Origin of the sequence: Streptomyces sp. NPDC000134, from assembly GCF_042899225.1 — a bacterium.
Lineage (GTDB): Bacteria > Actinomycetota > Actinomycetes > Streptomycetales > Streptomycetaceae > Streptomyces.
In genome coordinates this window covers 66370-92102 of sequence record NZ_JBIAZN010000015.1, presented here as the reverse complement: position 1 = coordinate 92102, position 25733 = coordinate 66370, and the positions used below count along the sequence as shown (strand labels likewise).

The following is a 25733-nucleotide window of genomic DNA, read 5'->3' as shown; positions in this document are numbered from 1 at the left end:
TGTGCGGGCGCACGGCCGGGCGCCCGCGACACTGGGCGGCGGCACAGGCCGCGCCCCGCCCGTACCCGGCCAAAGCGCAGGTGACGGGGTACGGCCCGGTGGTCGGCCGGGGCGGACCAGTGGCTTCCGCCTCTGGTTACGCGAGCGTAACCTCCCGGGAATGACCGGAGAGACGATCGTTCGACCGACGATACGATGGTACGGCCGGGGCACACAGCGGCGAGCCGTCGGAACGCTCATGGACAGGCTGCGGACGCACGGCGCCGGACTGGTCGTGACCGGGGAGCCCGGTCTCGGCCGCACCTCCCTCCTGCAGTGGGCCGCCCGGTCCTTCACGGCCGGCCCCGTACTCCACCTGCGGCCCGCCCCCGCGAGACGGCCCCGGGGCGGCCCCTGTCCACGGGACCTGCTGGACCACTGGCACGCGGCGGCCGCCGACCGCCCCCTGCTGGTCTGCGCCGACGACGCGGACCAGTGGGACGAGGCGGCGCGCGCCGCCCTGGGCGCGGCGGCCGAGAAGCTGCACGCCGCCGGCCGGGTCGGCCTGCTGGTCTCCGTCGCCGGACACCGCGCCGTCGGCCCGGACCTCGCCCACCTGCCCGTCGTCCGCCTGGACCCGCTGGCGCCGCCGGAGGCCGAGGCGCTCCTCGACGACGCCACCGAGAGCTGCGCCGACCCGGCCGTCCGCGCCGAACTCCTCGCCGAGGCCGAGGGCAACCCGGCCCTGCTCCTCGCCCTGCTGCGCCGCCTGTCACCCGCCGAACTGCTCGGCCACCGCCCGCTGCCCCGGCCCCTGGCCGACGCCGGCACCCTGGCGGGCGTCGCGGGCCGCGCCCTGGCCGGGACCGACCCGGCCGCCCGGGACCTGCTGCTGACGGTGGCGGCGGCGGTCCGCGCGGCGGACGGCCAGGACACCGACGCGGCCCTGGTCCGGGAGGCCGTACGGCGACTGCGGCCGGGGCGGGCCGTGCCGTGGCCGGAGCCGCTGCCCGCGCCGCTCGCCCACGTCGAGGGCAGGCTGCGCTTCCACAGCCCGCTGGTGCGGCGCGCCGTCCTGGCCACCGCCGGCCCCGACCACCGCCGCGCCGCCCACCAGGCGCTCGCCGACACCCTGGACGCCACCGGCGGCCACCGCCTGCCCGCCCTGCTGCACCGCTCCTGGAGCCGCCCGGCCCCCGGCCTCGCCCCCGGCGCCCCGGACGGCCCGCCCGCCGACCCGGCCGCGCTCGCCGACCGCCTCGCCCGGCGGGCCGCCGACCCGGCGTCGGCCGCCTCGCACCAACTGCGGGCGACGGCGTACGTCCGGGCCGCCGAACTGGCGGGGGAGGGGCCCGAACGGGCGGAGCGGTACACGGCCGCCGCCGAGCAGGAGTTGCTCGCCGGGCGCCCGGACCGGGCCCGGCCGCTGCTCGCCGCCGCGCGGGCCTGCGCCGCGCCGCCCGCCGTGCGCGGCCGGACGGAACTGGCCAGCGGCCTGACGGAACTGCGCGACGGCCCCGTCGACGACGCCCACCAGACCCTGCTGCTGGCGGCCTCCCTGCTGGCCGGCCCCGCCCCCGCCCAGGCCGCGACCGCCGCCCTGGCCGCCGCCGACGCGGCCTGGGCGGCGGGGGACCTCCAGGCGTGTCTGGCGACCCTCGGCACCGAGCGGCGCGGCGACGCGGTGAGCGAACACCGGGTCGGGATGCGCGCGTTGCTCCAGGGCCACCTCGACAAGGCCGCCGTACCGCTCGGGCACGTGGTGGAGCGGGGCGGCACCGACGACCGGCCCGAGTCGCTGCTGCGCTCGGCGGCTGCGGCGCTGCTGCTCGGCGAGGTGGACGCGGCCCGCCGCGCCGGCTCCCGCGCCCTGGCCGCCGCCCGGCACCACGGCTCGGCCGCGCTGGTCCCGCAGGCCCTGGAGTACCTCGCCTACGCCGAACTCCGCGCCGGGCGGCACGCCCAGGCCCGCGCCCACGCCGAGGAAGGGCTGCGCACCGCGTCCCGCGCCGGGCAGCGCAACACCGCCGCCCTGCACCAGGCGATCCTCGCCCTGGCCGCGTCGATCGAGGAGGCGCCGGCCGTCGTCGCCCGGCATGTGACGGCCGCGCTGGCCACCGCCCGGCGGCACGGACTGGCCCAGGCCGCCACCCTCGCCGAGTGGGCCCTGGCCCGCGCCGACCTGGGACGCGGCCGGCCCCACGACGCCGCCGACCGGCTCGGCCTGCTGGTGCTGCCCGGACCCCGGCGCGGCCACTTCGCGGTGTGGCGGCTGGCGGTGCCCTGCTTCGTGGAGGCCGCGGTGCCCGCCGGACGGTACGAGGACGCCCGTACGGTCCTCGCGGACTTCGCCGACTGGGCGGCGTTCGGCGCCGATCCGCAGGCCGCCGCCCAACTGGCCCGCTGCCGCGCCCTGCTGGCCCCGCCCGAGCACGCCGACGGACTGTACCGGCACGCCCTGGCGCTGCACGACGAGACCGGCGGCGGCGAGTTCGAGGGCGCCCGCACCGCCCTGCTGTACGGCAAGTGGCTGCGCCGGCGCCGCCGTCCCAAGGAGGCCCGGGACCGCCTGGGCGGCGCCCTCGCCGGGTTCGAACGCTGCGGAGCCGGCATCTGGGCCGAGCAGACCCGCGGCGAACTCCGCGCGATCGGCGCCGCCTCCAACGGCCGTGGCACCGGCACCGGAGCGCTGACCCGGCTCACCCCGCAGCAGCAGCGCATCGCCCGGTACGTCGCCGAGGGCGCCACCAACCGCGAGGTCGCCCTCACCCTCGCCGTCAGCACCCGCACGGTCGACTACCACCTGCGGAAGGTCTTCGCGACCCTCGGCGTCCGCTCCCGCGTGGAGCTGGCCCGCATGGTCGAGGAGTCCCTGCGGGCCACCGCACAGCCGTAGCCGACGACGACACCTCCCGGCCGGAGGCGTCCGCTCCCCGCGCCGAGCCGGTGGCCCGCACGGCCGAGCAGTCCTTGCGGGCCACCGCACGGCCGTGGCCCACGAGGGCGTCTCCCGGCCCGCGCCCCCTGGGCCCCGGCTCCGGGTCGGGGCCCGCGTGGTCGAGCCGTCCCCGCGGGTCACCGCACAGCCGTGGCTCACGACGGCACCTCCCGGCCGGCGGCCCCGTCCGCGCCGGATTTGCGGTGCGGCCCGGTTCGAGACCCAATTTTGACAGCACAGCCCTAGGGACCGACCGGACGGTATGCCATCCTTCGGGCAAGGACGAGTCAGCGGACAGTCACGCGTCCGGGCACCGGCCCGGTGCGGGCCGCCGCTGGAAGCCCGAGCCCGGGGGAGGACCGCCATGCAGCACGCCGTACGGTCACGAGGAGCGATCCGCAGCGCGCCCACGCCCGTGCCGCGCCCGCGGACCCGGCGCGTCACGTCGCTGATCGACGCCGACGCGCTGCGCGTCCTGCACCGGGCCGCCCGGGTCCTCCTCGACGACCTGCCCGACCTCACCGACCGGCTGGTCGCCGTGCTCCAGGAACAGGAGCCCGCCTACCGCGCCGCCATGGCCGGCGACCCCACCGCCACCTGGCAGGAGGCCCACCGCTCGCTGCGGCACAGCGTCCACTCGCTGCTCGACCCGCGCAGCGCCCGCGACGCGGCCCGCCGCTGCTCCTGGCGGATCGGCGCCACCCGCGCCGAACAGGGCCTGCCACTGGACGCCCTGCTGCACGCCTACCGCCTGGGCGGTTCCCTGGTCTGGCAGCGCCTGGTCGAGGAGACCTCGCGGGCGGCCCCCGAGGACGTCCGGCTGCTGGTGCACGTGGCGGCCGACGTGTGGAACTTCGTCGACGAGCACTGCACCCTCGTCGCCGACGCCTACCGCCAGGTCGAGTGGCAGGTCAACCGGCGCCGCGAGAACCGCGCCCGGTTGCTGGCCGCCGCCCTCCTCGACGGCAGCAGCCGCATCGCCGACCTGCCCGAGACCGCCCAGGCCCTCGACCTGCCCGAACACGGCCGGTACGTGGTCGTCGCCGTCGCGGCCGGACACCCCGCCCGGTGCGCCGTCGCCCGCGCCTCGGCCGTACCCGACGGCTGGCGCGTGCACTGGCACGCCGGGGTGGACGTCGACCACGGCATCGTCCTCGTCGGCGACGAGGGCCTGCCCGAACCGGCCCCCCGCCCCGCCGACCTGGCCCAGGGCGTCCGGATCGGCGTCGGCAGCCCCGTCGAGGGACTCGCCGCCGTCGGCGACGCCCGCCGCCTGGCCGACACCGCCCTGAGCATCTGTCCCGCCTCCGGCGGCACCGTCCGCCTCGCCGACCACCTGCCCGCCGCCCTGGTCGTCTCCAGCCCCGAACTCGGCCGGTCCCTGGCCGAGCGGGTCCTCGGCCCGCTGCTGCGCCTGGAACCCGGCGACCGGGACGTCCTCCTGGACACCCTCACCACCTGGCTGGCCTGCGACGGCTCCGCGCAGCGCGCCGGCGAACAGCTCTACTGCCACCGCAACACCGTCCTCAACCGGCTGCGCCGCTGCGAGCAGCTCACCGGCCGCTCCCTGGCCCGGCCCGCCGACGTCGTCGAGGTCAGCCTCGCCCTCACCGCCCACCGCCTGCTCCCCGGCTGAGCCGCCCGGCGAAGGGCCCTGGGCGTCCGCACAGAGTCACCCGGCCCGGACTGGGACGCCGCAGCGACCCCGCCCCGGGTGCTGTACCGGCCGGTGACGCCCGTGCTGTCGTGAGCGCGCGTTCCTCCCCGAACGCCTGATCCGCACCTGCGCACCACAGCACCTGTGAACGCCCCCGTACCGTGCCGGTTCGCCCCGGCACGGCTCCAAGGAGCCGCGATGCCCGAAGCACCACCGGACGAGGCGCCCGCGCTGCACGTCGAGGAGATCGACGTGACGTACGGCCGTGCCCTGTCCGCCCTCCGTTCCGTGTCGCTGACCGTTCCGCACGGCGGCGTCGTCGCCCTGCTCGGTGCCAACGGCGCCGGCAAGACGACACTGCTGCGGGCCGTCTCCGGCACGCTGCGCCTGCACCGCGGCGCCGTCACCGCGGGCCGCATCCGCTACGGCGGCACCGTCCTCGACGGCCGGGACCCGGTGGCGGCCGTCCGCGCCGGGGTGGTCCAGGTGCCCGAGGGCAGGCGGGTGTTCGCCGGGCTCACCGTCGACGAGAACCTGCGCACCGGGGGACTCGGGCTCTCCCGGCGCGCTCCCGCCCAGGTCCGCGAGGCCCGGGACCGCGTCCTCACCCTCTTCCCGCGGCTCGCCGAACGCCACCGCCAGGCCGCCGGCCTGCTCTCCGGCGGCGAGCAGCAGATGCTCGCCATCGGCCGCGCCCTGATGGCCGCCCCGCGCCTGCTGCTGCTGGACGAGCCCTCCCTCGGGCTCGCCCCCCTGATGGTCGAGCGCATCGCCGAGGTGGTCCGCGAGATCAACGCCCAGGGCACCGCCGTCCTGCTGGTCGAGCAGAACGCCGGCATGGCCCTGTCGCTCGCCGACCACGCCCACGTCCTGGAGGTCGGCGAGGTCAGGCTCTCCGGCCCGGCGGCCGAACTCGCGCGCACCGACGCCGTACGCCGCCTCTACCTCGGTGAGACCGCCGACGGTCAGGGGGCCGCGTGACCTCCCGCACCGACGCGCCGCCGCCGCTGGAGGTCCGGGAGGTGACCGTGCGCTTCGCCGGCCTCACCGCGCTGGACGACGTCTCCTTCACCGTCGCCCCCCGCACCGTGCACGCCGTCATCGGCCCCAACGGCGCGGGCAAGTCCACCTGCTTCAACGTCCTGTCGGGGCTGTACCGGCCCGTCTCCGGCACCGTACGGCTCGGCGGGCAGGAGCTGACCCGGCTTGCCCCGCACCGGATCGCCGGCCTCGGCGTGGCCCGTACCTTCCAGAACATCGTCACCACCCAGGGCACGGTCGCCGACAACCTGATGCTCGGCCGGCACGCCCTGTCCCGTGCCGGGTTCGCCGCCAGCGCGCTCCGGCTGCCCCGGGCCGTGCGCGAACAGCGCGAGCACCTCGCCAAGGCCCGCGAGATCGCCGAACTCACCGGTCTCGGAGCCCTGTTCGACACCCCGGTCGCCCTGCTCTCCTACGGCGACCGCAAGCGCGTGGAACTCGCCCGCGCCCTCTGTCTGGAGCCCCGTGTGCTGCTGCTCGACGAACCCGTGGCCGGCATGAACGCCGGCGAACGGGTCCGCATGGCCGAGGTGGTCGGCGAGATACGCGCCGAACTCGGCCTCTCCGTGGTCCTCGTGGAACACGACATGGGCCTGGTGATGCGGCTCGCCGACGAGGTCACCGTCCTCGACTTCGGCCGCCGGATCGCCCACGGCACCCCCGACCAGGTCCGCCGCGACCCCGAGGTGCTGCGCGCCTATCTGGGCACCGGGGCCACCGGGAAGGACGCGGCATGACCGGCCTGATCGACAGCCTCTTCAACGGCCTGGCCCTCGGCTCGGTCTACGCCCTGATCGCCCTCGGCTTCGTCACCATCTTCAAGGCGTCCGGCGTGCTCAGCTTCACCCACGGCTCGCTGCTGCTGCTCGGCGGCTACCTGATCGCCCTCCTCCACGACGAGCTGGGCTTCGCCGGGGCGCTGGCCCTCGCGGTCCTCGTGACGGCCGCCGTCGCCGGGCTGGTGGACCGGGTGATCCTGCAGCGGATCGGCGCCGACCCGCACGCCGCCCATGTGGCCACCATCGCCACCATCGGCATCGACATCGTCCTGGTCACCGACCTCGCCCGGCGCATCGGCGGCGACCTGCTCACTCTCGGCGACCCGTGGGGCGACGCGGTCACCGACATGGGACCGGCGACCGTGGCCGACAGCCGGATCGCCGCGATCATCGTCTCCACGCTGGCCATCGGCGGCGCCTTCGCCCTGTTCCGGTTCACGCCCTGGGGCCTGTCCCTGCGCGCCGCCGCCGAGGACTCCGAGGCCGCCGCCCTGATGGGCGTACGGCTGACCCGGGTGCGGATGCTCGCCTGGTGCCTGGCGGGCGCGCTGGCCGCGCTGGCCGCGGTGTTCCTCGCCGCGTTCCCGGCCCCCGGCCTGGAGCGCACCACCGGGCAGATCGCCCTGAAGGCGTTCCCCGCCGCGATCCTCGGCGGCATGGCCTCGCCCGTCGGCGCCCTGGTCGGCTCGATGGTCATCGGCCTCACCGAGGCGTTCGTCGCCGGCTACCAGAGCGACCTGCACGTCCTCGGCGAGGGCTTCGGCGACGTCGCCCCGTACGCCGTGATGGTCCTCGTCCTCCTGGTCCGCCCCGCCGGACTCTTCGCGGCGAAGGGAGCGGCCCGTGTCTGACCTCCTCAAGCGCGGCAGGCTGCTGATCCCCGTCCTCCTGCTCTGCGCGCTCCCCTTCTACCTCGACGCCTTCTGGCTGCGGATCGGCCTGTTCTCCATGGCCGCCGCCATCGGCGCCGTCGGCCTCGGCCTGCTCAGCGGCACCGCGGGCCAGCTCTCCCTCGGCCACGCCTTCTTCCTCGCCGTCGGCGCCTACGGCTACGTCTGGCTGGCCGGCGAGCCCGGACCGGGACTGCCGCCCGCCGTGGCGCTCGTCCTCGCGGTGCTGCTCGCCGGGGCGGCCGGCGGGCTGTTCAGCCCCGTCGCCGGCCGGGTCAAGGGCATCTACCTGGGCGTGGCCACCCTCGCCCTGGTCTTCCTCGGCCACCACGTCCTGCTCACCGCCGACTCCGTCACCGGCGGCTTCAACGGCCGGTCGGTGCCACCCCTGGAGGCAGGCGGCTTCGCCTTCGACCAGGGCGACGACCTCACCGTCCTGGGCGTGCCGTTCGGCGCCGAGGAACGGCTGTGGTACCTGGGCCTGGCCCTGTTCGCCCTCACCTGGTTCACCGCCCGCGGCCTGCTGCGCGGACGCCCGGGGCGGGCCCTGATCGCCCTGCGCGACAGCGAGACCGCCGCCTCCGTGATGGGCGTGCACGTGGCCCGGTACCGCTCGGCCGCGTTCGTCGTCTCCTCGATGTACGCCGGACTCGCCGGCGTCCTGCTCGCCCTCGCCTTCCGGCGCGTGGTGCCCGACTACTTCTCCCTCGCCCTGTCCGTCGACTACCTCGCCATGATCGTCATCGGCGGGCTCGGCTCCGTCGCCGGGGCCACCGCGGGCGCCGTCTTCGTCACCGCGCTGCCGCTGCTGATGACCCGCTACGCCGACCAGTTGCCGCTGGTCGCGGCGCCCGGCAGCGGGGACGGCTCGCTCGGCCCGACCGAGGCCGCCCGCTATCTGTACGGCGCCGCGATCGTGGTGATCCTGCTGTTCGCGCCGGACGGCCTGACGGGCCTGGCCCGCCGCGTCCGCGCCCGCCTCGCCCGCCGGAGGCCGCCCGCCTCGGCCCCCTCCGACCCCGGGGCCGCGCCCCGGACCCCCGCCACCACCGTACGAGCCAAGGAGCACACCCCGTGAACGTCACGCACCGCAGGCCCCGCACCACCAAGATCGCCCTGGCCGCGGCCGTCGCCGCCGTGCTGCTCGCGGGCACGGCCTGCAGCTCCAAGGCCGACGGCGACGACGCGGAAGGCGGCGCCGACGGCGTCAAGGCCGGACCCGGAGTCAGCGCCGGGACCATCAAGCTGGGCGCCCTCACCGACCTCACCGGCCCCTACGCCACCCTCGGCAAGTCCATCGTGCAGGCCCAGCAGATGTGGGCCGACGAGGTCAACGCCAAGGGCGGCATCTGCGACCGCAAGGTCGAGATCGTCGTCAAGGACCACGGCTACGACGTGCAGAAGGCGGTCACCGCCTACGCCGACATCTCCGCCGACGTGCTCGCCCTGCCCCAGGTCATCGGCTCGCCCGTGGTCTCCGCGCTGCTCGACGACATCCAGCGGGACAAGGTGCTGACCTTCCCGCAGGCGTGGGCCGCCTCGCTGCTCGGCAAGGACGCCGTCCAGGTCCTCGGCACCACCTACGACCTGGACATGATCGCCGCCGTCGACTTCCTCACCCGTACCGAGAAGGTCGCCAAGGGCGACACCATCGGGCACGTCTACTTCGAGGGCGACTACGGCGCCAACGCCCTGGAGGGCTCGGAGTGGGCCGCGAAGAAGGCGGGCCTGAAGGTCGCCGGGCAGAAGATCAAGGCCACCGACACCGACCTGTCCGCCCAGGTCTCGGCGCTGCGCAAGGCCGGGGTGAAGGCCGTCCTGATCAGCGCCGGCCCCGCCCAGACCGCCTCCCTCGCCGGTGTCGCGGCGTCCCGCGGGCTGACGGTGCCGATCGTCTCCAGCGCCCCGGGCTACGCCCCGCAGCTCATGAAGACCCCGGCGGCGAAGGCGCTGGAGGCCATGGTGCACGTGGTCAGCGCCGCTCCCGCGGTCAGCTCCGACCTGCCGGGCGTGCAGAAGATGGTCGCCGCCTACGGCAAGAAGTACCCCGGCTCCCCGGTCGACTCCGGTGTGCTCTCCGGGTACAACGCGGCCCAACTGCTGGGCGCCGACCTGAAGAAGGCGTGCGAGGGCGGCAGCCTCACCCGTGAGGCCGTCGTCAAGGCGCACCGCTCGCAGACGAACGCCGACACCGGCCTCGGCACGCCGCAGAACTTCAGCGACGTGTCCCAGCCCGCCAGCCGGTCCACCTATGTGCTCAAGCCCGACGCGAAGGCCGTCGGCGGCATCGTGAACGTCGAGGACGCCCACGAGGCACCGGGCATCGAGGAGTACCTGTCCTCCCGCGGCTGACGGGGTGACGGCCGGTCCGGTCCGCGCCGGGGAACGCGGACCGGACCGGCCGCGCGGGGCTCAACGGCCTTGTCAAGAACACTGGTTACGGAAGGTGCCGACTCCCTAGGATGTACTGTCGGATGCCAAGCGGGCACCGTACGGGACTGGGGGGAAGATGCAGGCCGACAAGCCGCTGTCCACGGAGATCAACGCCAATGTGCCGACAGCCGCTCGGATGTACGACTACTACCTCGGCGGCAAGGACAACTACGCGGCCGACCGCGCCGCCGTCGAGGAACTCGACAAGGTCGTCCCGAGCACCCGCCGGCTGGCCCTGAACAACCGGCGCTTCCTCCAGCGGGTGGTGCGCACCCTCGCCCAGGAGTACGGCGTCCGGCAGTTCCTGGACCACGGTTCCGGCCTGCCCACCCAGGAGAACGTGCACCAGACAGCGCAGCGCGTCGCGCCCGACGCCCGCGTGGTCTACGTCGACAACGATCCGATGGTGCTGGTGCACGGCCGGGCGCTGCTGGAGCAGAACGAGAACACCGCGGTCATCCACGCGGACATGCGGGCGACCGAGGAGATCTTCTCGCACCCCGAGACCCTGCGCCTGATCGACCTGTCCCAGCCGGTCGCCGTGCTGTTCAACTCGGTCTTCCACTGCATCCCGGACAGCGACACCGACGGCCCCCTCGCGGTGGTGCGCCGGGTCACCGAGCGACTGGCGCCCGGCAGTTACGCGGTGATGTGCCAGTTGGTCAGCGAGGACGCCGAGGTCCGCGAGCGCGTCACCGCCTTCATGGACCAGGCCACCCAGGGGCACTGGGGCCGGGTGCGCGAGCAGAAGGACGTCGAGGCGTGGTTCGAGGGCATGGAGATCCTCGAACCCGGTCTGGTGGAGGTCTCCACCTGGCGTCCGGACACCGAGGTCGCGCCGCGTCAGCTCACCCAGGAGTGGGTCGAGTTCGGCGGCGTGGGCCGCATCGTCCGCTGATCCCGGCGGACGGACGGACCGGCCTCGGCCCGGGGGCCCGGAAGAGCCCGGGGAGCGCTCACTTCGCGGAGTAGCGCTCCTCGGCCGTGCGGCGCAGCAGCTCCAGCGACGCGCGGGGGGTCAGCGCCTCGTCGGCCAGCCGGTCCAGCGCCACCCGGTACTCCTCGGTCTCGTCCCGGTCCTCCAGGAAGTTGGCGCTGCGGATGTGCTCCAGGTAGACCACGTCGGGCAGGTCGGCGCCGCCGAACCGCAGATAGGTGATCGGGAAGCTCGGCGCCGACGCGTTGGTCACGTCCAGCGGCACGATCTGCAGGGTGACGTTGGGCCGCACGGCCATCTTCGTCAGATACCGGAGCTGCTCGCGCATGACGCCGGGGCTGCCCAGCACCCGCAGCAGCACGGACTCGTCGATGACCGCCCACAACTGGGGCGCCTGCGCCCGGGTCAGCAACTCGGTGCGCCGCGTGCGCAGTTCCACGCGCCGCTCCACCTCGTGGCCCGGCGCGTTGCGCAGGCCGCGCTCCACCACGGCGCGGGCGTAGTCAGGCGTCTGGAGCAGACCGGGGACGTACTGGATCTCGAAGGTGCGGATCGTCATGGCGGCTTCCTGAAGGCCGACCAGCCGGTCGAACCACTCGGGCATCAGCCGCTTGTCGTACCGCTGCCACCAGCCCGGCTCACCGGCCCGGCGCAGCAGCTTGAGCAGGACCTGCGCCTCGTAGTCGTCGGTGCCGTACAGCGTCAGCAGGGCCCGGACGTCCGCCTCGGCCGGGGGCCTGCGGCCCTTGCCGGCCTCGATCCGGGAGAGCTTGGCGGCGCTGAACCCCAGCTCGCGCGCCGCGTGGTCCTGCGACATGCGGGCGTCCTCGCGGAAGCCGGCCAACTGGACGCCGACCAGCATCTTCAGCAGGGTCGGGGCCGGCTCGGACCGGTCCAGGTAGGGCTCGAGACGGGAGAGGCGATGCGACGACGCGGCGGACATCCTGACTCCCAGCAGACCGGCAGAGTTGAGAAAACAGACTATCGCATCCGACCGGTCCGCATCGCATCAGGCCGTCGAGGAGCGGCGGTCGGACACGACCTGGTTTGGCCGCGTCCGACCGCCGACCCGCCGTCGCGTCGTCGCCGGGGACCGGTCCTACAGCAGGTGGTCGAACTCGCCGTCCTTCACCCCGGCCAGGAAGGCGGCCACCTCCGCGGGGGTGTAGACGAGCGCCGGACCGTCCGGGTCGCGGGAGTTGCGCATCGCTATGCCGCCCTCCACGGGGGCGACCTCGACGCAGTTGCCCTCGGCGTTGCTGTGCCGGCTCTTGATCCAGCAGGCGTCCAGTGAACTCGCCTGCACTCCGTTCCGCGCTGTTGGCACCGCTGTCTCCTTGGTGATTCGGGGGGGAGCTGACGGCGACTCGTCGCCCGTACGTGTTCCGGTCGATTTTTCGTGCAATTCCTCGTGCAATTGCACGCGAGTGCTGTCAGGATGAATAATAGCCGAGGCGTCAACCCCCTTGTTCCGCCCGGCAACTGACGTTCCATCAGGGAGATGCCGTGCCGTCACCCGCGCACCGACCGCTCCGGTCGCCCGCCGACCCCACCTGACCCCGACTGCCCGCGGAAAGGCCCCACGCCATGCGCACCGCTCCGACACCGCAGTTGAGCACCGAGCGCACCGACTCCCACCCGCAGTTGACCCGGTCCACGCCCCTCACCGGGCTCGACGAGGTCCCCTGGGCCGAGATCCAGGACTCCCGCGGCAGCGCCGCCGCCGTCCCGGTCCTGCTCGACCGGATCGCCCGGGGCGACGCGGAGACCGCCCGCGCCGCCCTCGGCGAACTGCGCCGACGCGTCTGCCAGTACGGCTTCGTCGTCGAGCAGGCGACCGCCGCCACCGTCCCGTTCCTGTGGGAGCTGGCGCAGCGGCCCCAGGTGACCTGCCGCGCGCAGATCATCGAACTGCTGGGGAACATCGCCGGTGCCCGGCAGTGGGAGAGCACCGCGGCCGTCTACCCCAAGCTGCTCAACCGCCGCGAGAACCCCGTGGTCTGGGAGCGCGCGGCCCGCCGGGCGGTCCGGGCGCGCCGGGAGGCGATCGAGCGGTTGATGGCCGAGGACGACACCGAGATCACCCGGGCCACCGCCGAACTGGCCCGCAGGCTCGGCGAGTAGACCACACCCGGGGGAAGCGGACCCGCGCCCTTCACGGGGGTGAGGGCGCGGGTCTCCCCGCGTACCCCCGCAGTCCACGCGTACCTCCCCGGTTCCATGCGTACCTCTCCGGTTCCATGCGTCACTCCTGGCCGAACGGGTAAGAAAGCGCTTGCCCCGATCCGGCAACACAGGAGGACCGCCACGCATGGCGTCGTCGCTGGAAAGACCGCTCGACCACCGCTACCGCGGCGAGCACCCGATACGCACCCTCGTCTACCTGCTCCGCGCCGACCGGCACCGCCTGGCCGGCGCGGTCGTCGTCTTCACGGTGAAGCACAGCCCCGTCTGGCTGCTGCCGCTGATCACCGCGTCCATCATCGACACCGTCGTCCAGCACCGGCCGATCGCCCACCTGTGGACCAGCACCGGCGTCATCATGTTCATCCTGCTGGTCAACTACCCCCTGCACCTGCTCTACGTCCGCCTGCTGTACGGCAGCGTCCGCCGGATGGGCACCGCCCTGCGCTCCGCGCTCTGCACCCGGATGCAGCAGCTCTCCGTCGGCTACCACTCCCGGGTCAGCGCCGGCGTGCTCCAGGCCAAGGTCGTCCGGGACGTGGAGACGGTCGAGCAGATGGTGCAGCAGACCGCGGAGACCGGGCTCGGCGCCCTCACCGTGCTCGCCGGCGGCCTGGTCATCATCGGCGTGCGCACCCCCGAGTTCCTGCCGGTCTTCCTCGTCGTCGTGCCCGCCGCCGCCCTGCTGGTGGCCCGGCTCCGGGCCCGGCTGCGCGCCCACAACGAGCACTTCCGCCACGAGGTCGAGACCCTGTCCTCCCGGGTGACGGAGATGACCCGGCTGATCCCGGTCACCCGCGCCCACGGACTGGAGCGCAAGGCGCTGCGCCGCATGGACGGCACCCTGGACCGCCTGCTGACCTCCGCGCTCCGCCTGGATCTGGTCAACGGCCGCTTCGGCTCACTGGCCTGGGTGGTCCTCAACGTGGTCGGCGTGTGCGTCCTCGCGGGCGCCGCGCTGGTCTCGTACTACGGCGTGTGGGGCGTCAGCGCCGGTGACGTCGTCATGCTGAGCGCCTTCCTGACCACCCTCACCAACTCCACGACCACGCTGGCGAGCCTGGCCCCGGTCATCACCAAGGGCCTGGAGTCCGTCCGCTCGGTCGGCGAGGTGCTCCAGGCCCCCGAGCTGGAGGACAACGAGGGCAAGGCCGAACTGACCTCGCTGCGCGGCGCCGTCACCTTCGAGCACGTCGGCCACCGCTTCGAGGGGGACGAGCGGCCGGCCGTCGAGGACTTCACCCTCGCCGTCGCCCCCGGCGAGACCATCGCCCTGGTGGGCGCGTCCGGCGCCGGGAAGTCCACCGTCCTCAACCTCGTGATCGGCTTCCTGCGCCCCACCTCGGGGAGGCTGCTGCTCGACGGCACCGATATGAGCACCCTCGACCTGCGCACCTACCGGCGGTTCGTGTCGGTGGTGCCGCAGGAGTCGATCCTCTTCGACGGCACGGTCCGGGAGAACGTCGCCTACGGGATGGACGACGCCGGCGAGGAGGCGGTGCGCGCGGCGCTGCGGGACGCCAACGCGCTGGAGTTCGTCGACCGCCTGCCGCAGGGCCTGGACACCCTGGTCGGGGAGCGCGGTGCCCGGCTCTCCGGCGGGCAGCGTCAACGCCTGGCCATCGCCCGCGCGCTGATCCGGGACCCCCGGGTGCTGATCCTGGACGAGGCGACCTCGGCGCTGGACACCCGGTCCGAGGCGCTGGTCCAGCAGGCGCTCGCCCAGTTGCTGCGCGGACGCACCACGTTCGTCGTGGCGCACCGCCTGTCCACCGTGCGGGGCGCGGACCGGATCGTGGTGATGGGGGAGGGCCGTGTGCTGGAGACCGGCACCCACGAGGAACTCCTCGCCCGGGGCGGGGCGTACACCGCGCTGCACGGCGGTCAGGCCGCCTGACCCCCGGCGTCCGGTGCGGGCCCCGCCGCCACGGGGCCCGTCAGACGGTGCTGCTGCGCCGGGCGCGGCGGACGCAGCCCGTGTCGTGGCCGGTGCCGCAACTGGTCCACCAGCGCTCGCAGCAGGCGGTGTCCAGTTCCGCGCGGACCACCGCCTCGTCGGCCCGGTGCGCGGGCCGCGGGCGCCCGGCGGGGCGGCCGGCCGCGCGGCGCTCGTCGGCGAGCACGGTCTCCCGGACGACGGCGATCACCGGGACCAGGCTGGCGGCACCGAACAGCGCGGCGGCCCACGGCGGTCCGAAGCGCAGTTCCAGGACCGCCGTCCAGGCCAGTTGGGCACTGGTGGCGAGGTAGAGGGCGCAGAGCAGACAACTGGATCGCGTCATCGGGAACACCGTTCGTCCGGAGGACCTTGCACGCTGCTCAACGGCCGGGGCGGCTCCGGGAAGCGGGGCGAGGCATTCCTTTTCGGCCACACTCCTGTTCGTTCACGCTGGTGATGGGTGATTAAGCGAAGAAATCCGGTCAATCGAGGAAGGCGGTGTGCAAGGGGCGAATGTTTCGGTCGAGTCCGGGCAGGCGCAGTGAAAACCGAGAGAGGGGCGCTACGTGCTCGTACCGGACCCGAAGGTCGTCAGGAAGCTGCTGACGCGCTACGCGTCGCTGCGGATCGCTCAGGCTGAGCGGGAGACTCCGGCGACGGCGCGTGAGCTGGCCGACGTCAGCTACACGCTCTGCGTGATGATGGGCAAGACCGGCATCCAGGAAGCGGTGGCAGCGGCGGACGCCCTGCTCGCCGGGTCCCGCGCCAGGGCCACCGCCGCCGCGGCGGCCGGACGCGACGGTGAGAAGGACCTGTCACTGGCCGTGTGACGCCATCGCCGGCGCGGTCCGCCGAGGCGGCCGGCGTCACGCCGCACGACAGGCGTGGTGCCGCCCACCCGGCGGACCGTCCGGCGGACCGTCCGGCTGTCCATGGCTGGCGGTAATCCGTCGGAAGCTGTCGTTTCCGCCTCTGGGCGATCTCGCGGGTGCTTCCTAGCGTGGGGGTGTCGACATCCACCGACCCGCCGCGCATCCCGGAGCCCCGCACGATGACCAAGCTGCTGCTGTCCCTCCACGTCCTGGCCGCCGTCGTCGCGGTGGGGCCCGTCACCGTCGCGGCGAGCATGTTCCCGCCGGCGGTCCGGCGCGCGGGTGCGGGGGAGCCGGGGACGGTACGGCTGCTGCACCGGATCTGCCGCGTCTACGCGGGTGCCGGGATCGCCGTGCCGCTGCTCGGTCTCGCCACCGCCTCGGCGATGGGCGTGCTGGGCGACGCCTGGCTGACCGCCTCGATCGCGCTGACCGCCGCCGCGGCCGGCGTCCTGGCCGTCGCCGTGCTGCCCCGCCAGGAGGAACTGGTGGAGCGACTGGACGGCGGGGAGGCGGTCGAGCGCGCTGCCACCGTGCGACTGGCCATGCTCACCGGGGTGTTCAACCTGCTGTGGGCCACCGTCACGGTCCTGATGATCGTCCGGCCGGGCTCCACGACCGGTGCGTGAGACCGGTCGTCTCATCGGGGTAACGCGTACCGGCGGACGGACGGACGCCTAGACTGACCGGTCGCGCCTGAATCACAGGGGCGGACCACACGAAAGGCACGTTGACGGGTGTTCCAGGATTCCCCCATCTACGACCGACTCGTCGCCGAGCGCGGCGACGTCCCCGCGCTGGTGCGCGGGGAGGCCGAACGCCTGCACAGGGAACTGGAGGTCGTCATGCGCCCCCTGCGCTCGCCCGGCGCACGCCCCCCGGCGCACGGCAACAACTGGCAGCGCACCGCCGCCATGCTGCCGGGCCCGCGCCCCAACTGACCGCCCGCCGGGCGCCGTCAGGGCACGGCCGCGCCGGCGCCGTCCGCGTGCGCCGCCTCCCCGGGCCCCGGCCGAGCCAGCCACTCGGCGATGGTCCGGGCGATCGGCTGACCGGTGTCCACCTCGACGAACCCGAACTGCCCGGACTGGTTGCACTCCAGGAACCACCACGTCCCGTCCGCGTCCTCGGCGAAGTCGAACGCCCCGTACGCCAGCCCCGCCTCGCGGAGGTAGGCGCGCACGCCCGCCGCGACGCGCGGGGGCACCTCGGCGGGGCGCCACGGCTCGGGCGACTCGGCGAAGCGCACGTCCACCTCGTCCGGGTCCGCCCCGGCGGGCGTCGCCTTCCGGGCGGCCAGCAGCCGGTCGCCCACCGCGGTGAGCCGGAGGTCGGCCCGCTTGGCGACCCGGTGCTGGAGCAGCGTCGGCCCGTAGGCGACGGCCGAGAAGTCGGTCTCCGGCGGCACCCGGCTGGTCGGCACCGCCCGCGGCGGGTCCTGCGGATGCGTGCCCGACACCGGCTTGACGACCAGGTCGGGATAGCGCTGCGCGAACTCCCGCGCCGCCCGCGGGAACGTCGTGATCAGCGTGGCCGGCACCGGCAGGGCGCAGTCCTGGGCGAGCCGGAGCTGCCAGGGCTTGTACCGGGCCCGGCGGGCCGCGTCCGGATGGTTCATCCACCGCGCGGGCGACCCGCGCAGCATCCCGTACAGCGCCTGTCCGGACTCCTCCGCCAGCCACGCGGACGGCTGCGCCGCGCGGGCGGCCGGCACCCCCGGCCGGCGCACCCACACCGACCGCAGCCCGCCGATGCTCACCAGCCGCCCGCCCGCCGAGAGATGGCCGCGGAACGAGCCGTGGACGAACTCCCCCGAGAGGGCCACCGAATCGGTCAGGTCGGCCGGGTCCAGCCGCACCACCGGAACACCCGACTCGTGCAGCCGCACCACCACCATGTCGGCGGTGACGTCCTCTTCACAGGTCAGGATCAACACGGTCATCGGGGACGGCCCGTGTTCAGTCGTCGAAATGGGTCTTCGAGCCCGCGGTCGAGGTCGTGGTCCCCAGTTCCCTCAGCAGCGCGTGGTCGCGGGCGGCCACCCGTCCGTCGAGGAGCACGTTCACCTGCAGCCCGCAGTCGTAGACATACGGAGCGGCGCTTGCCGGTTCCACTGCCGGACGTGCGTAGTCGAGCGCGAACGGTTGCATCGTCTCTCCCTCGTCGGTGCTAGCCGATCAAGCGATGGGCCGGCTGCGCCGTCGCCTGGTCCGCCGACTTCCTTCGGCTTCCAAGGACTTATACGAATCGAACGAGTGGATGGTTTCCTTACGCTCCGTCATCACGGCGCCGGTTCCCGCTCCGCCTTGCGGAGCGTGCCGCGTCCGCGCCCGCCGAGGGAGCCGCGCGCCGAGCGCAGGGCGAGCAGGAGAACGCCTATGTCGTCCAGGTACACCGGGTCGGGCACCAGGTCGGTCGGCAGCACCAGATAGAGCACCGCGCCCCAGAACACCCAGCGCGGTCCGGTCGGCAGCCCGGCCCGGCGCAGTTCCCGCCGGGTCCGCACCAGCCGCACCAGCACGGCGACGGCCAGGGCCAGCACGATCGCCGCGAGCACCGCCGCCACGACGAACACCGCTGTGGTCGTGTCCACCGCGTCCCTCCCTCCGCTGCCGCTGCCGCGGCCGTCCGCGACGCACACGTCTCCTACTGGATTCCCGCCCCGGCCCCTTGTATGGCAGCCGGGCCGGAACGCTCATCCCCCTGACCCGTCCGAGTGGCGGCACGTGCTGGATGCACTTAGTAATGGTCACCACACAGTCGCGTGTCGCACGTCGGGGACGCAGCAGCGGCCGCACCGCCTCCCACGGAGAAGACCATGACCACTGGCTCTTCAGCACACCGTCCGAACGAGTACGCCATAGCCGCTTCCGTGGACCTTCCGTCCGCGCAGACCACCACCGTCACGGGCAACCACCCGGTGGGCCCGGTCCCGGCCGACGACATCCCGGCCGGGCCGTTCCCCGAGGAGGAGCTTCTCGACGAGGACCTCCCCGAGGAGGAACCCGCGGCCGACGGACCCGCGCCGGACCAGCGGCCGGAGCCCGCCCGCGCGGACACCGGCGAGGAGACCGCCGGGACCGGCGATCCGGCCGCCGAACTGGTGCGGACCGCCGTGGCCGACCGGCCGCTGGAGGAGGTCGTCGCCCTCATCACCGCGCTGGAGCGGTCGCCGCAGTACGCGCGGGCCACCGTCGACGCGCTCCGGGCGGCCGGCGTCAACCGGTCCGTGGAGGACGTGACCCGGCTGATCGGGCTGCTGACCCGGCCCCCGCGCCACGCCGACAGCGCGGACGAGGCGATCCGGGCCGCGGCCGAGTGCCGCTCGGTGGAGGACGTGTCCCGGCTGATGGAACTGCTGCGCCGCACCTCCCTGGAGCCGCACTGCGGCCAGGAGGCGGTACGGGCCGCCGCCACCGGCCGGCCGGTGGAGGAACTCGTGCAGCTCATCGGCCGGCTCGACCAGGAGCGCCGCGACCACCCCGACCGGCCCGGCGACCGCCTCGAACGGCCCCCGGCGGACCCCGGCGACGACCGCGGACACCCCGCGCCGGCCGCCGCCGTGCGGACCGGCCAGCTCGCCGGGGCCTTCCGGGCCGTCGGCCGCGCCCGGGGCGCGGGGGAGCGCGGCGGGGACCACCGGCCGGCCCCGCGCCGGACCGTGTCCAGGGCGGCGTCCTGGACGAGCTGGTGCGCCGTGGCCGTACTCGCCGGATGCGGCGTGGCGTTCTTCCCGCTGCGCGCCGACGGCACCGCCGCCCGCGACTACGGCGTCGCCCTCGCCCTGTCGGCGTTCTGCCTGGCGCTGGCCCTGGTGATGACCGTGCGGCCCGCCGTGCCGGTACTCGCCGCGGCCGTCGTCGGCCCCGCCGCGCTCGCCGCCGCCAAGCTGTACGCCGGCACCGCGCCCGGCTCCCGGGCGGCCCAGGTGATGGACCTCACCCTCGCCCCGGCCTGGGGCGCGGTGCCGGCCGCCGTGGCCGCGTCGCTGGCGGCGCTGACCGCGCTGTGCGTACGGGTGGCGCACCAGGCCGCCGCCGACCGGTGGACCGGCCCGGTCGCGCAGGCCGGCCGCGCCGCCGACTGAACCGCCGCCGCCCCGGTGCCCGGACCGCCGGCCCGCGGGTCCGCGGGCCGGGCAGGTGGCGGTTCAGCCGCCGAAGGTGCCGGGCGGTGCCTCGTGCGCGAGCAGCCCGGTGAGCACCCGGTCCGGCGTCAGCGGCAGTTCCCGGAACCGGACCCCGGTGGCGTGGTGGACGGCGTTGCCGACCGCCGCCGCCGAGCCGACGATGCCGATCTCACCGATCCCCTTGCTCCCCATCGGGTTGAGATGGGGATCGTCCTCCTGGAGCCAGTGCGCCTCGATGTCGGTGACGTCGGCGTGCGCGGGCACGTGGTACGAGGCGAGGTCGGACTCGGCGAAGTCGCCGAACGCCGGGTCCAGTCGGCTGCCCTCGGTCAGCGCCATGCCCAGCCCCATGGTCATGCCGCCCACGAACTGCGAGCGCGCGGTACGGGCGTTGAGGATGCGCCCCGCCGCGTAGACGCCGAGCATCCGCCGTACCCGTACCTCGCCGGTGACCGTGTCGACGGCGACCTCGGCGAAGTGCGCGCCGAAGGCGTGCCGGGAGTACCGGCTCTCGGCGTCGGCCTGCCCGGCGGTGTCCGCGTGGGCGCCGATGCCGGCCTCGGGGACGGGCCCCGGCAGCGTGGTGAGCCGGTCCGCGAGCCGGGCGCACGCCTCGTGCACGGCCCAGCCCCAGGAGGCGGTGCCGGAGGAGCCGCCGGCCAGCGGCGCGGCGGGCAGTCCGGTGCTGCCCACCTCGATGCGGACCCGGTCCAGCGGCACGCCGAGGGCGTCCGCCCCGACCTGCGCCAGGACCGTGCGGGCGCCGGTGCCGATGTCGGTGGCGTTGACCCGGACCAGGAAGGTGCCGTCGGGCAGCGCCCACGCCGACGCCTTGGACGGCGCCGCCATCACCGGGTACGTGGCCGCGGCCACGCCGGTGCCGATCAGCAGCGGACCGGCGGCGCGGGAGCGGGGGCGGGGATCGCGGGCCGCCCAGCCGAAGCGGCGGGCGCCCTCGCGCAGGCACTCGACCAGGTGCCGGCTGCTGAACGGCCGCCCGGTGTCGGGGTCGGCCGCCGGCTCGTTGCGCACCCGCAGCTCCACCGGGTCGACGCCCAGTTCCGAGGCCAGCTCGTCCATCGCCGACTCCAGGGCGTACATGCCGGGCGACTCGCCGGGGGCGCGCATCCAGGACGGCGTGGGCACGTCCAGGCGGACCACGCGGTGGGCGCTGCGCAGGTGCGGCGCCGCGTACATCACCCGCGCGGGCACCGCCGCCTGTTCCACGAACTCCTTGATGCGGGAGGAGTGCGTGGTCACCTCGTGCGAGAGGGCGGCCAGCCCGCCGTCCCGGCCGGCGCCGAGCCGCAACCGGTGCACGGTCGGCGCCCGGTGCCCGACCACGGCGGGCAGTCGGCGGCGGGGGAACGCCACGGTGACCGTCCGGCCGGTGTGCCGGGCCGCCATCGCGGCCAGCACCACGTCCGGGCGGGGCGTGCCCTTGGAGCCGAACCCGCCGCCCACGTGCTCGGCGCTCACCGAGATCCGCTCCTCCGGCAGCTCGAACATCTGGGCGAGGGCGGTGCGGACCGCGCCGGTGCCCTGGCTGGAGGTGTGCACCACCAGATGGCCGTCGTCCCACCGCGCGGTGCTCGCGTGCGGCTCCATCGGGTGGTTGTGCAGCGGCGGCACCCGGTACTCCACATCGACGCGCACCTCGGCGGCGGCGAACGCCGCGTCCGGATCGCCGTGCTCCCGCACCGCCGGGTACCCGCCGTTCGCGTTCTCGGGGGTGTACGCGTCCGGGTGCGACGCGGTGAGCGTCACGTCGTGCGGCTCGGCGTCGTACGTGACCCGGACGGCGTCGGCGCCCTCCCGGGCCGCCTCCAGGGACTCGGCGACCACCAGCGCCACGAACCAGCCGCGGTGCGGCACCCGGGGGTTTTGCAGCACCGCCAGCACCGGGTCGTCCGGTTCGGCGAGGCGGGGGGCGTTCTCGTGGGTCAGCACCGCGAGCACGCCGGGCAGCGCCAGCGCGGGCCCGGCGTCCACGGCGGTCACCCGGCCCCGGGCGACGGTGGCGGGCACCGGCCAGGCGTGGGCGCGGCCGGGCCCGTCGTACTCGGCGGCGTACCGGGCGGTGCCGGTGACCTTCTCCCGGCCCTCCCGGCGCTCGGCCGGAGCGCCCAGGACGGTCTCGGTGCCGGTGGTGCCAGTCATGGTCTCCTCCTCGTGGACGCCGGTTCAGATCGGGGAGACCGGCGCCAGTCGGCCCAGCACGTCCAGGGCCAGGCGCCGGGCCAGCGGCACCTTGTAGGCGTTCTCGCCCAGCGGTTCGGCGGCGGCCAGCTCCAGGTCGACGGCGTGCTCGAACGCCGCCGCGGTGGGCGCGACGCCCCGCAGCGCGTCCTCCGCCCGCCGGGCCCGCCACGGGCGGTGGGCCAGCGCCCCGAAGGCGAGGCCGACCCGGTCCACCACCCCGCCCGAGCAGTGCAGCACGGCGGCGACGGAGGCGAGCGCGAAGGCGTACGAGGCCCGGTCCCGGGCCTTGCGGTACACCGACGGCAGCCCGGCGGTCGCGGCCGGCAGCAGCACCCCGGTGATCAGCTCGCCGGGGCGGATCTCGGTGTCCCGCTCCGGGCGCGTCCCGGGCAGCCGGTGGAACTCGGCGGCGGGCACGCTCCGGCCGCCCTCGGGCCCGTACAGCTCGACGCGGGCGTCCAGCGCGGCGAGCGCCACCGCCATGTCCGAGGGGTGGGTGGCGACGCAGTGCGGGGAGTGGCCGAGCACGGCGTGGTCGCGGTGGACGCCCCGCAGCGCGCCGCAGCCGGTGCCCGGCTCGCGTTTGTTGCAGGGCTTGGAGACGTCCTGGAAGTAGGGGCAGCGGGTGCGCTGGAGCAGGTTGCCGCCGGTGGTGGCGGCGTTGCGCAACTGCCCGGAGGCGCCCGCCAGCAGCGCCTGCGACAGCGCGGGGTAGCGGTCGCGGACGGCCGGATGGGCGGCGAGGTCGCTGTTGCGGACCATCGCCCCGACCCGGAGCGAGCCGTCCGGCAGCGGCTCCACCGAGTCCAGCGGGAGCCGGGTGACGTCGATCAGCGCGGCGGGCGTCTCCACGCCCAGCTTCATCAGGTCGACGAGATTGGTGCCGCCGCCGAGGTAGCGGGCGCCGGGGCGGGCGGCGAAGGCGTCGGTGGCCTCCTCGACGCTGCCGGCGCGGACGTAGGCGAAGGGCTTCATTCAGACCACGTCCCGCACCGCGTCGGCGATCCGCGGATACGCGCCGCAACGGCACAGGTTGCCGCTCAGCCGCTCCCGGATCTCCTCCCGGACCAGCGGCACCGGCTCCCCGGAGGGCGCCGCCGGGTCGGTGACGTGCGAGGGGTGGCCGGCCGCGGCCTCCGCGAGGACGCCGAGCGCCGAGCAGATCTGGCCCGGGGTGCAGTACCCGCACTGGAAGGCGTCCCGCTCCAGGAACGCCCGCTGGAGCGGGTGCGGCTCCTCGCCGTCCCCGGTGAGCCCCTCGACGGTGGTGACCTCCGAGCCGTCCAGGGCGACGCCCAGCAGCAGGCAACTGTTGACCCGCCGCCCGTCCACCAGGACCGTGCAGGCCCCGCACTGGCCGTGGTCGCAGCCCTTCTTGGCGCCGGCCAGGCCGAGATCCTCGCGCAGCAGGTCCAGCAGGACGCGGCGGTGGTCGAGGTCGAGGGTGTGCGGTTCGCCGTTGACCCGGAGGGTGATCTCCGAGTGCGGGGGCGCGGGCGGCGCGCTCGTGACGTGGCTTTCCATGACGTCGCTGACCTTCCGGGACGGACGGTGCTGCCGTGCACTCCGCGTATCCAGGTTGCCCCGGCTGACACGTGCGACCGGTACCGGCGGCGCGGGCCCCCGGCTACGCTGGCGATCATGGACATGACGTGGGAGAAGGGGGCCGGGCCGGCCGAGGCGGTCCGCGACGCCTACCAGGCCCTGGCGGCGACCGTCCGGCCGCTCGGCGACGAGGAGTCCTGGCTGCCGACCGACTGCACCGGCTGGGCGGTACGCGATCTGCTGTTCCACCTGGCCGGCGACGCCCAGCGGGCGCTGGTCGCCTTCCACACCCCGGCCGCGGGGCCGCCCGACCGGGACGCCGTCGGCTACTGGACCGCCTGGCGGCCCGACGCCGCCGGCGCGGCCCACGGCCGGCGCTGGAACCGGGTGGCGGCGAGCATGTTCCTCGACTTCGGCCAGTTGCGGGAGCTGTACCTGGAGACGGCGGCAGCAGCCGTGCGGGCGGCCGCCGCGACCGACCCCGGACTGCCGGTGGCCACCCAGGGGCACGTGCTGACCGCGGGCGACCTGATGCTGACCCTCGCGGTCGAGGCGACCGTCCACCACCTCGACCTGACCGCTTCCCTGCCCGCCGCGCCGGGCCCGTCACCGGCCGGGCTGCGCGTGGTACGGGCCACGCTGGACGGGCTGCTGGGCTGGCCGGTGCCGCTGGACTGGAGCGACGAGCACTACGCGCGTGCCGCCACCGGCCGGGCACCGCTCACGGCGGCCGAACGACGGGCCCTGGGCCCGGACGCCGACCGCCTCCCGCTGTTCGGCTGACCGGGCGCCGCGCCCTACTCCTCGCGCGACCGGCCCCGCCCGGCCACGGCGCCGGGGGCGGGGTCGTCCGTACGGGTGGCCGGGGTGGCGGGGCGGTCCGTACGGGGGGCCGGGGTGGCGTCGTCCGTACGGAGGGACAGGGCGGCGGAGTCGTCCGTGCCGGCGGGCGGAGTGGCGGGGTCGTCCGTACGAGGGGACAGGGCGGCGGGGTCGTCCGTGCCGGCGGGCGGGGCGACGGACCCCTCCGCACCGGGCGCCAGGACGTCCAGGTGGGGAACCGGGACGTCCGGGTCCGGAACCGGGACCTGGGTGTCCGGGACCGTGGCGTCGGTGCCCCGCCGTGCCGCGCCGGACCCGCCCCGGAGGCGCTCCAGCTTGCGGGTCAGGGCGCGCAGCGGGGACGCGGCGCGCGGCGCCGGCGGGAGCACGCCGGCCGACTCCCGGTAGGCGGCCAGCGCCTCGTTGGCGCGTTCCGCCGCCTCCCGGTACAGGTCCCGGGACTTCGTCATGGCCTCCAGCGCCTCGGCGTACATGGCCACCAGTTGCCGCTGCCGGACCAGCTCCTCCTCCAGGGTCAGCAGCCCCCAGTCCTCGCGCAGCGCGGCCAGGGCCTCCTCGGCGCCGTCCGGCAGTGGCCGCTCCAGCGCGGCGAACCGCGTCACCGCCGCGATCAGCTCGGTGGGCTCGGACCCGTCGAGGAAGACCGTCCGTACGGAGAAGTCGCGGTCGCCCGGCGCCGCCGGCCGGCCCGGCAGGATCACCGCGCCGCCCCGGGGCACCTGGACGCCGAACTCCTGAAGCGCCCAGTTCACCAGCCGGAACTGCTGGGGCGCGGCCCGGTGCTCCACCACCCGGTGCCCGAGCCCCGGCGGCAGTTGCCGGGCCAGCGGCACCCGCCCCCGGTGGTCGGGGGTCATCGCCTCGTGCACCACGACGTGGATGTTCCACCCCGTCCGCCCCGCGTCCCGCAGCAGGCGCCGCACGGCCTTGTCGTCGTCGGGGAGGAAGTTGATGCCGCGCAGCCGCAGCCCGGTGGCGGTGTCGCGGTCCCAGGTGACGTCCGGGTCGTCGGCGGGCCAGAACTTCGCGGCGGGCGACGGCCACGCCAGGTCCCAGTGCGCCTCGGCCTCCGCGACCAGCGTCCACTCCTGGCTGCCGGCCGAGGGCCGGGCCAGCGTCAGCCGGGCCCGCACGGGCACCTCCCCGGCGACCCGCCAGCGCGCCTCGAAGACCCGCCGCCCGGCCCCGTCCTCCTCGGGCAGCTCCCGGAAGTCGTCGACGGCACCGCCGTCCCGGTGCTGCCGCAGGGTGTGCCCGAGGACGTCCCGGGCGGCGGTCCCGACATGGCGGCCGCGGGCGAGCCACACCGTCGGCGGGATGGCTGGGCGAGGAGTCGAAGAGGTCGGCATGGGTCCAGGGGGGTGC

The 25733-nt window shown here is 75.2% G+C and carries 24 protein-coding genes and 1 pseudogene; 15 read left to right on the top strand and 10 right to left on the bottom strand.

Going from position 1 to position 25733, the window contains the following annotated elements; translation table 11 throughout:
* Positions 1–160 precede the first annotated feature (160 nt).
* From ACFY32_RS22820 to ACFY32_RS22785, 8 genes are all read left to right on the top strand, one after another.
* Positions 161–2875 (top strand): LuxR C-terminal-related transcriptional regulator, encoded by a 2715-nt coding sequence (locus tag ACFY32_RS22820; protein WP_359203733.1) that lies wholly within the window; start codon positions 161–163, stop codon positions 2873–2875.
* A 406-nt stretch (positions 2876–3281) separates the two neighbouring features.
* Positions 3282–4553 carry a helix-turn-helix domain-containing protein gene (locus tag ACFY32_RS22815; RefSeq protein WP_359203736.1) on the top strand — a complete coding sequence of 424 codons (1272 nt, stop codon included), beginning with the start codon at positions 3282–3284 and terminating at the stop codon, positions 4551–4553.
* 219 nt (positions 4554–4772) lie between these two features.
* Positions 4773–5555, top strand: a complete 783-nt coding sequence (locus ACFY32_RS22810; RefSeq protein WP_390675107.1) for an ABC transporter ATP-binding protein — start codon at positions 4773–4775, stop codon at positions 5553–5555.
* The gene (locus ACFY32_RS22805; protein WP_359203741.1) at positions 5552–6352 is read left to right on the top strand and encodes an ABC transporter ATP-binding protein; all 801 of its coding nucleotides are present in this window, start codon (positions 5552–5554) and stop codon (positions 6350–6352) included. Before ACFY32_RS22810 ends, ACFY32_RS22805 begins: the two co-directional genes overlap by 4 nt.
* Positions 6349–7245, top strand: a complete 897-nt coding sequence (locus ACFY32_RS22800; RefSeq protein ID WP_390675106.1) for a branched-chain amino acid ABC transporter permease — start codon at positions 6349–6351, stop codon at positions 7243–7245. The genes ACFY32_RS22805 and ACFY32_RS22800 overlap by 4 nt, the downstream gene beginning before the upstream one ends.
* Positions 7238–8362 carry a branched-chain amino acid ABC transporter permease gene (locus ACFY32_RS22795; RefSeq protein ID WP_390675105.1) on the top strand — a complete coding sequence of 375 codons (1125 nt, stop codon included), beginning with the start codon at positions 7238–7240 and terminating at the stop codon, positions 8360–8362. Before ACFY32_RS22800 ends, ACFY32_RS22795 begins: the two co-directional genes overlap by 8 nt.
* A complete protein-coding gene (locus ACFY32_RS22790) occupies positions 8359–9636 on the top strand; it encodes an ABC transporter substrate-binding protein (RefSeq protein ID WP_359203749.1) in 1278 nt (425 codons plus the stop codon). Before ACFY32_RS22795 ends, ACFY32_RS22790 begins: the two co-directional genes overlap by 4 nt.
* 157 nt (positions 9637–9793) lie before the next feature.
* Positions 9794–10615: an SAM-dependent methyltransferase gene (locus ACFY32_RS22785; RefSeq protein ID WP_359203752.1), complete on the top strand. Its 822-nt coding sequence runs from the start codon at positions 9794–9796 to the stop codon at positions 10613–10615.
* A gap of 58 nt (positions 10616–10673) precedes the next feature.
* Here ACFY32_RS22785 and ACFY32_RS22780 read toward each other — a convergent pair whose 3' ends face one another.
* Together ACFY32_RS22780 and ACFY32_RS22775 are read right to left on the bottom strand one after the other, a co-directional pair.
* Positions 10674–11597 (bottom strand): helix-turn-helix transcriptional regulator, encoded by a 924-nt coding sequence (locus tag ACFY32_RS22780; protein WP_359203755.1) that lies wholly within the window; start codon positions 11595–11597, stop codon positions 10674–10676.
* A gap of 156 nt (positions 11598–11753) precedes the next feature.
* Positions 11754–11981 carry a DUF397 domain-containing protein gene (locus ACFY32_RS22775; RefSeq protein WP_359203758.1) on the bottom strand — a complete coding sequence of 76 codons (228 nt, stop codon included), beginning with the start codon at positions 11979–11981 and terminating at the stop codon, positions 11754–11756.
* 260 nt (positions 11982–12241) lie between these two features.
* Between ACFY32_RS22775 and ACFY32_RS22770 the strand changes: the two genes are divergently transcribed.
* Both ACFY32_RS22770 and ACFY32_RS22765 read left to right on the top strand, forming a co-directional pair.
* Entirely contained in the window at positions 12242–12778 is a 537-nt protein-coding gene (locus tag ACFY32_RS22770; RefSeq protein ID WP_359203761.1) for a hypothetical protein, read from the top strand.
* Between the two features lie 187 nt (positions 12779–12965).
* Positions 12966–14735 carry an ABC transporter ATP-binding protein gene (locus ACFY32_RS22765; RefSeq protein ID WP_359203764.1) on the top strand — a complete coding sequence of 590 codons (1770 nt, stop codon included), beginning with the start codon at positions 12966–12968 and terminating at the stop codon, positions 14733–14735.
* 40 nt (positions 14736–14775) lie between these two features.
* Here the strand turns inward: ACFY32_RS22765 and ACFY32_RS22760 are convergent, their stop codons facing one another.
* Positions 14776–15120, bottom strand: coding sequence for a hypothetical protein (locus tag ACFY32_RS22760; RefSeq protein ID WP_359203767.1), 345 nt, complete (start codon positions 15118–15120; stop codon positions 14776–14778).
* A 223-nt stretch (positions 15121–15343) separates the two neighbouring features.
* Here ACFY32_RS22760 and ACFY32_RS22755 point away from each other — a divergent pair, with 223 nt between their 5' ends.
* The 3 genes from ACFY32_RS22755 to ACFY32_RS22745 all read left to right on the top strand — a co-directional run bounded on the left by ACFY32_RS22755 (position 15344) and on the right by ACFY32_RS22745 (position 16590).
* A complete protein-coding gene (locus ACFY32_RS22755; protein WP_359203770.1) occupies positions 15344–15607 on the top strand; it encodes a DUF5133 domain-containing protein in 264 nt (87 codons plus the stop codon).
* A 221-nt stretch (positions 15608–15828) separates the two neighbouring features.
* The gene (locus tag ACFY32_RS22750) at positions 15829–16278 is read left to right on the top strand and encodes a hypothetical protein (RefSeq protein WP_390675158.1); all 450 of its coding nucleotides are present in this window, start codon (positions 15829–15831) and stop codon (positions 16276–16278) included.
* 108 nt (positions 16279–16386) lie between these two features.
* Positions 16387–16590, top strand: a complete 204-nt coding sequence (locus ACFY32_RS22745; RefSeq protein ID WP_359203772.1) for a hypothetical protein — start codon at positions 16387–16389, stop codon at positions 16588–16590.
* A 17-nt stretch (positions 16591–16607) separates the two neighbouring features.
* Here the strand turns inward: ACFY32_RS22745 and tgmB are convergent, their stop codons facing one another.
* The 3 genes from tgmB to ACFY32_RS22730 all read right to left on the bottom strand — a co-directional run bounded on the left by tgmB (position 16608) and on the right by ACFY32_RS22730 (position 18242).
* Positions 16608–17591, bottom strand: a complete 984-nt coding sequence (tgmB, locus tag ACFY32_RS22740; RefSeq protein ID WP_359203775.1) for an ATP-grasp ribosomal peptide maturase — start codon at positions 17589–17591, stop codon at positions 16608–16610.
* A gap of 16 nt (positions 17592–17607) precedes the next feature.
* Positions 17608–17799 (bottom strand): putative ATP-grasp-modified RiPP, encoded by a 192-nt coding sequence (gene tgmA, locus ACFY32_RS22735; RefSeq protein ID WP_359203778.1) that lies wholly within the window; start codon positions 17797–17799, stop codon positions 17608–17610.
* Between the two features lie 131 nt (positions 17800–17930).
* Positions 17931–18242 (bottom strand): YkvA family protein, encoded by a 312-nt coding sequence (locus ACFY32_RS22730; protein ID WP_359203781.1) that lies wholly within the window; start codon positions 18240–18242, stop codon positions 17931–17933.
* Between the two features lie 225 nt (positions 18243–18467).
* Here ACFY32_RS22730 and ACFY32_RS22725 point away from each other — a divergent pair, with 225 nt between their 5' ends.
* On the top strand, positions 18468–19736 hold the full coding sequence (locus tag ACFY32_RS22725; RefSeq protein WP_390675104.1) for a hypothetical protein: 1269 nt from the start codon (positions 18468–18470) through the stop codon (positions 19734–19736).
* A 63-nt stretch (positions 19737–19799) separates the two neighbouring features.
* Here the strand turns inward: ACFY32_RS22725 and ACFY32_RS22720 are convergent, their stop codons facing one another.
* The 3 genes from ACFY32_RS22720 to ACFY32_RS22710 are packed head-to-tail and all read right to left on the bottom strand — an operon-like array spanning position 19800 to position 23504.
* Positions 19800–21938, bottom strand: a complete 2139-nt coding sequence (locus ACFY32_RS22720) for a xanthine dehydrogenase family protein molybdopterin-binding subunit (RefSeq protein ID WP_390675103.1) — start codon at positions 21936–21938, stop codon at positions 19800–19802.
* A gap of 24 nt (positions 21939–21962) precedes the next feature.
* On the bottom strand, positions 21963–22955 hold the full coding sequence (locus tag ACFY32_RS22715; protein WP_390675102.1) for an FAD binding domain-containing protein: 993 nt from the start codon (positions 22953–22955) through the stop codon (positions 21963–21965).
* Positions 22956–23504: a (2Fe-2S)-binding protein gene (locus ACFY32_RS22710; protein ID WP_390675101.1), complete on the bottom strand. Its 549-nt coding sequence runs from the start codon at positions 23502–23504 to the stop codon at positions 22956–22958.
* Between the two features lie 117 nt (positions 23505–23621).
* On the opposite strand from ACFY32_RS22710, the gene ACFY32_RS22705 reads away from it, so the two are divergent.
* Entirely contained in the window at positions 23622–24308 is a 687-nt protein-coding gene (locus ACFY32_RS22705; protein ID WP_390675100.1) for a maleylpyruvate isomerase N-terminal domain-containing protein, read from the top strand.
* A 299-nt stretch (positions 24309–24607) separates the two neighbouring features.
* On the opposite strand, the pseudogene ACFY32_RS22700 reads toward ACFY32_RS22705, so the two are convergent.
* Positions 24608–25717, bottom strand: a pseudogene (locus ACFY32_RS22700) (hypothetical protein); the annotation flags it as partial.
* Between the last annotated feature and the right edge of the window lie 16 nt (positions 25718–25733).

What these genes read in the sequence shown, in the direction of transcription:
- ACFY32_RS22760 (WP_359203767.1), bottom strand. Translation starts at nt 15,120, where the DNA reads ATGACGCGATCCAGTTGTCTGCTCTGCGCCCTCTACCTCGCCACCAGT.
- ACFY32_RS22780 (WP_359203755.1), bottom strand. Translation starts at nt 11,597, where the DNA reads ATGTCCGCCGCGTCGTCGCATCGCCTCTCCCGTCTCGAGCCCTACCTG.
- ACFY32_RS22765 (WP_359203764.1), top strand. Translation starts at nt 12,966, where the DNA reads ATGGCGTCGTCGCTGGAAAGACCGCTCGACCACCGCTACCGCGGCGAG.
- ACFY32_RS22810 (WP_390675107.1), top strand. Translation starts at nt 4,773, where the DNA reads ATGCCCGAAGCACCACCGGACGAGGCGCCCGCGCTGCACGTCGAGGAG.
- ACFY32_RS22725 (WP_390675104.1), top strand. Translation starts at nt 18,468, where the DNA reads ATGACCACTGGCTCTTCAGCACACCGTCCGAACGAGTACGCCATAGCC.
- ACFY32_RS22820 (WP_359203733.1), top strand. Translation starts at nt 161, where the DNA reads ATGACCGGAGAGACGATCGTTCGACCGACGATACGATGGTACGGCCGG.
- ACFY32_RS22710 (WP_390675101.1), bottom strand. Translation starts at nt 23,504, where the DNA reads ATGGAAAGCCACGTCACGAGCGCGCCGCCCGCGCCCCCGCACTCGGAG.
- ACFY32_RS22800 (WP_390675106.1), top strand. Translation starts at nt 6,349, where the DNA reads ATGACCGGCCTGATCGACAGCCTCTTCAACGGCCTGGCCCTCGGCTCG.
- ACFY32_RS22715 (WP_390675102.1), bottom strand. Translation starts at nt 22,955, where the DNA reads ATGAAGCCCTTCGCCTACGTCCGCGCCGGCAGCGTCGAGGAGGCCACC.
- ACFY32_RS22750 (WP_390675158.1), top strand. Translation starts at nt 15,829, where the DNA reads ATGACCAAGCTGCTGCTGTCCCTCCACGTCCTGGCCGCCGTCGTCGCG.
- ACFY32_RS22785 (WP_359203752.1), top strand. Translation starts at nt 9,794, where the DNA reads ATGCAGGCCGACAAGCCGCTGTCCACGGAGATCAACGCCAATGTGCCG.
- ACFY32_RS22815 (WP_359203736.1), top strand. Translation starts at nt 3,282, where the DNA reads ATGCAGCACGCCGTACGGTCACGAGGAGCGATCCGCAGCGCGCCCACG.
- tgmA (WP_359203778.1), bottom strand. Translation starts at nt 17,799, where the DNA reads ATGCAACCGTTCGCGCTCGACTACGCACGTCCGGCAGTGGAACCGGCA.
- ACFY32_RS22720 (WP_390675103.1), bottom strand. Translation starts at nt 21,938, where the DNA reads ATGACTGGCACCACCGGCACCGAGACCGTCCTGGGCGCTCCGGCCGAG.
- ACFY32_RS22770 (WP_359203761.1), top strand. Translation starts at nt 12,242, where the DNA reads ATGCGCACCGCTCCGACACCGCAGTTGAGCACCGAGCGCACCGACTCC.
- tgmB (WP_359203775.1), bottom strand. Translation starts at nt 17,591, where the DNA reads ATGACCGTGTTGATCCTGACCTGTGAAGAGGACGTCACCGCCGACATG.
- ACFY32_RS22705 (WP_390675100.1), top strand. Translation starts at nt 23,622, where the DNA reads ATGGACATGACGTGGGAGAAGGGGGCCGGGCCGGCCGAGGCGGTCCGC.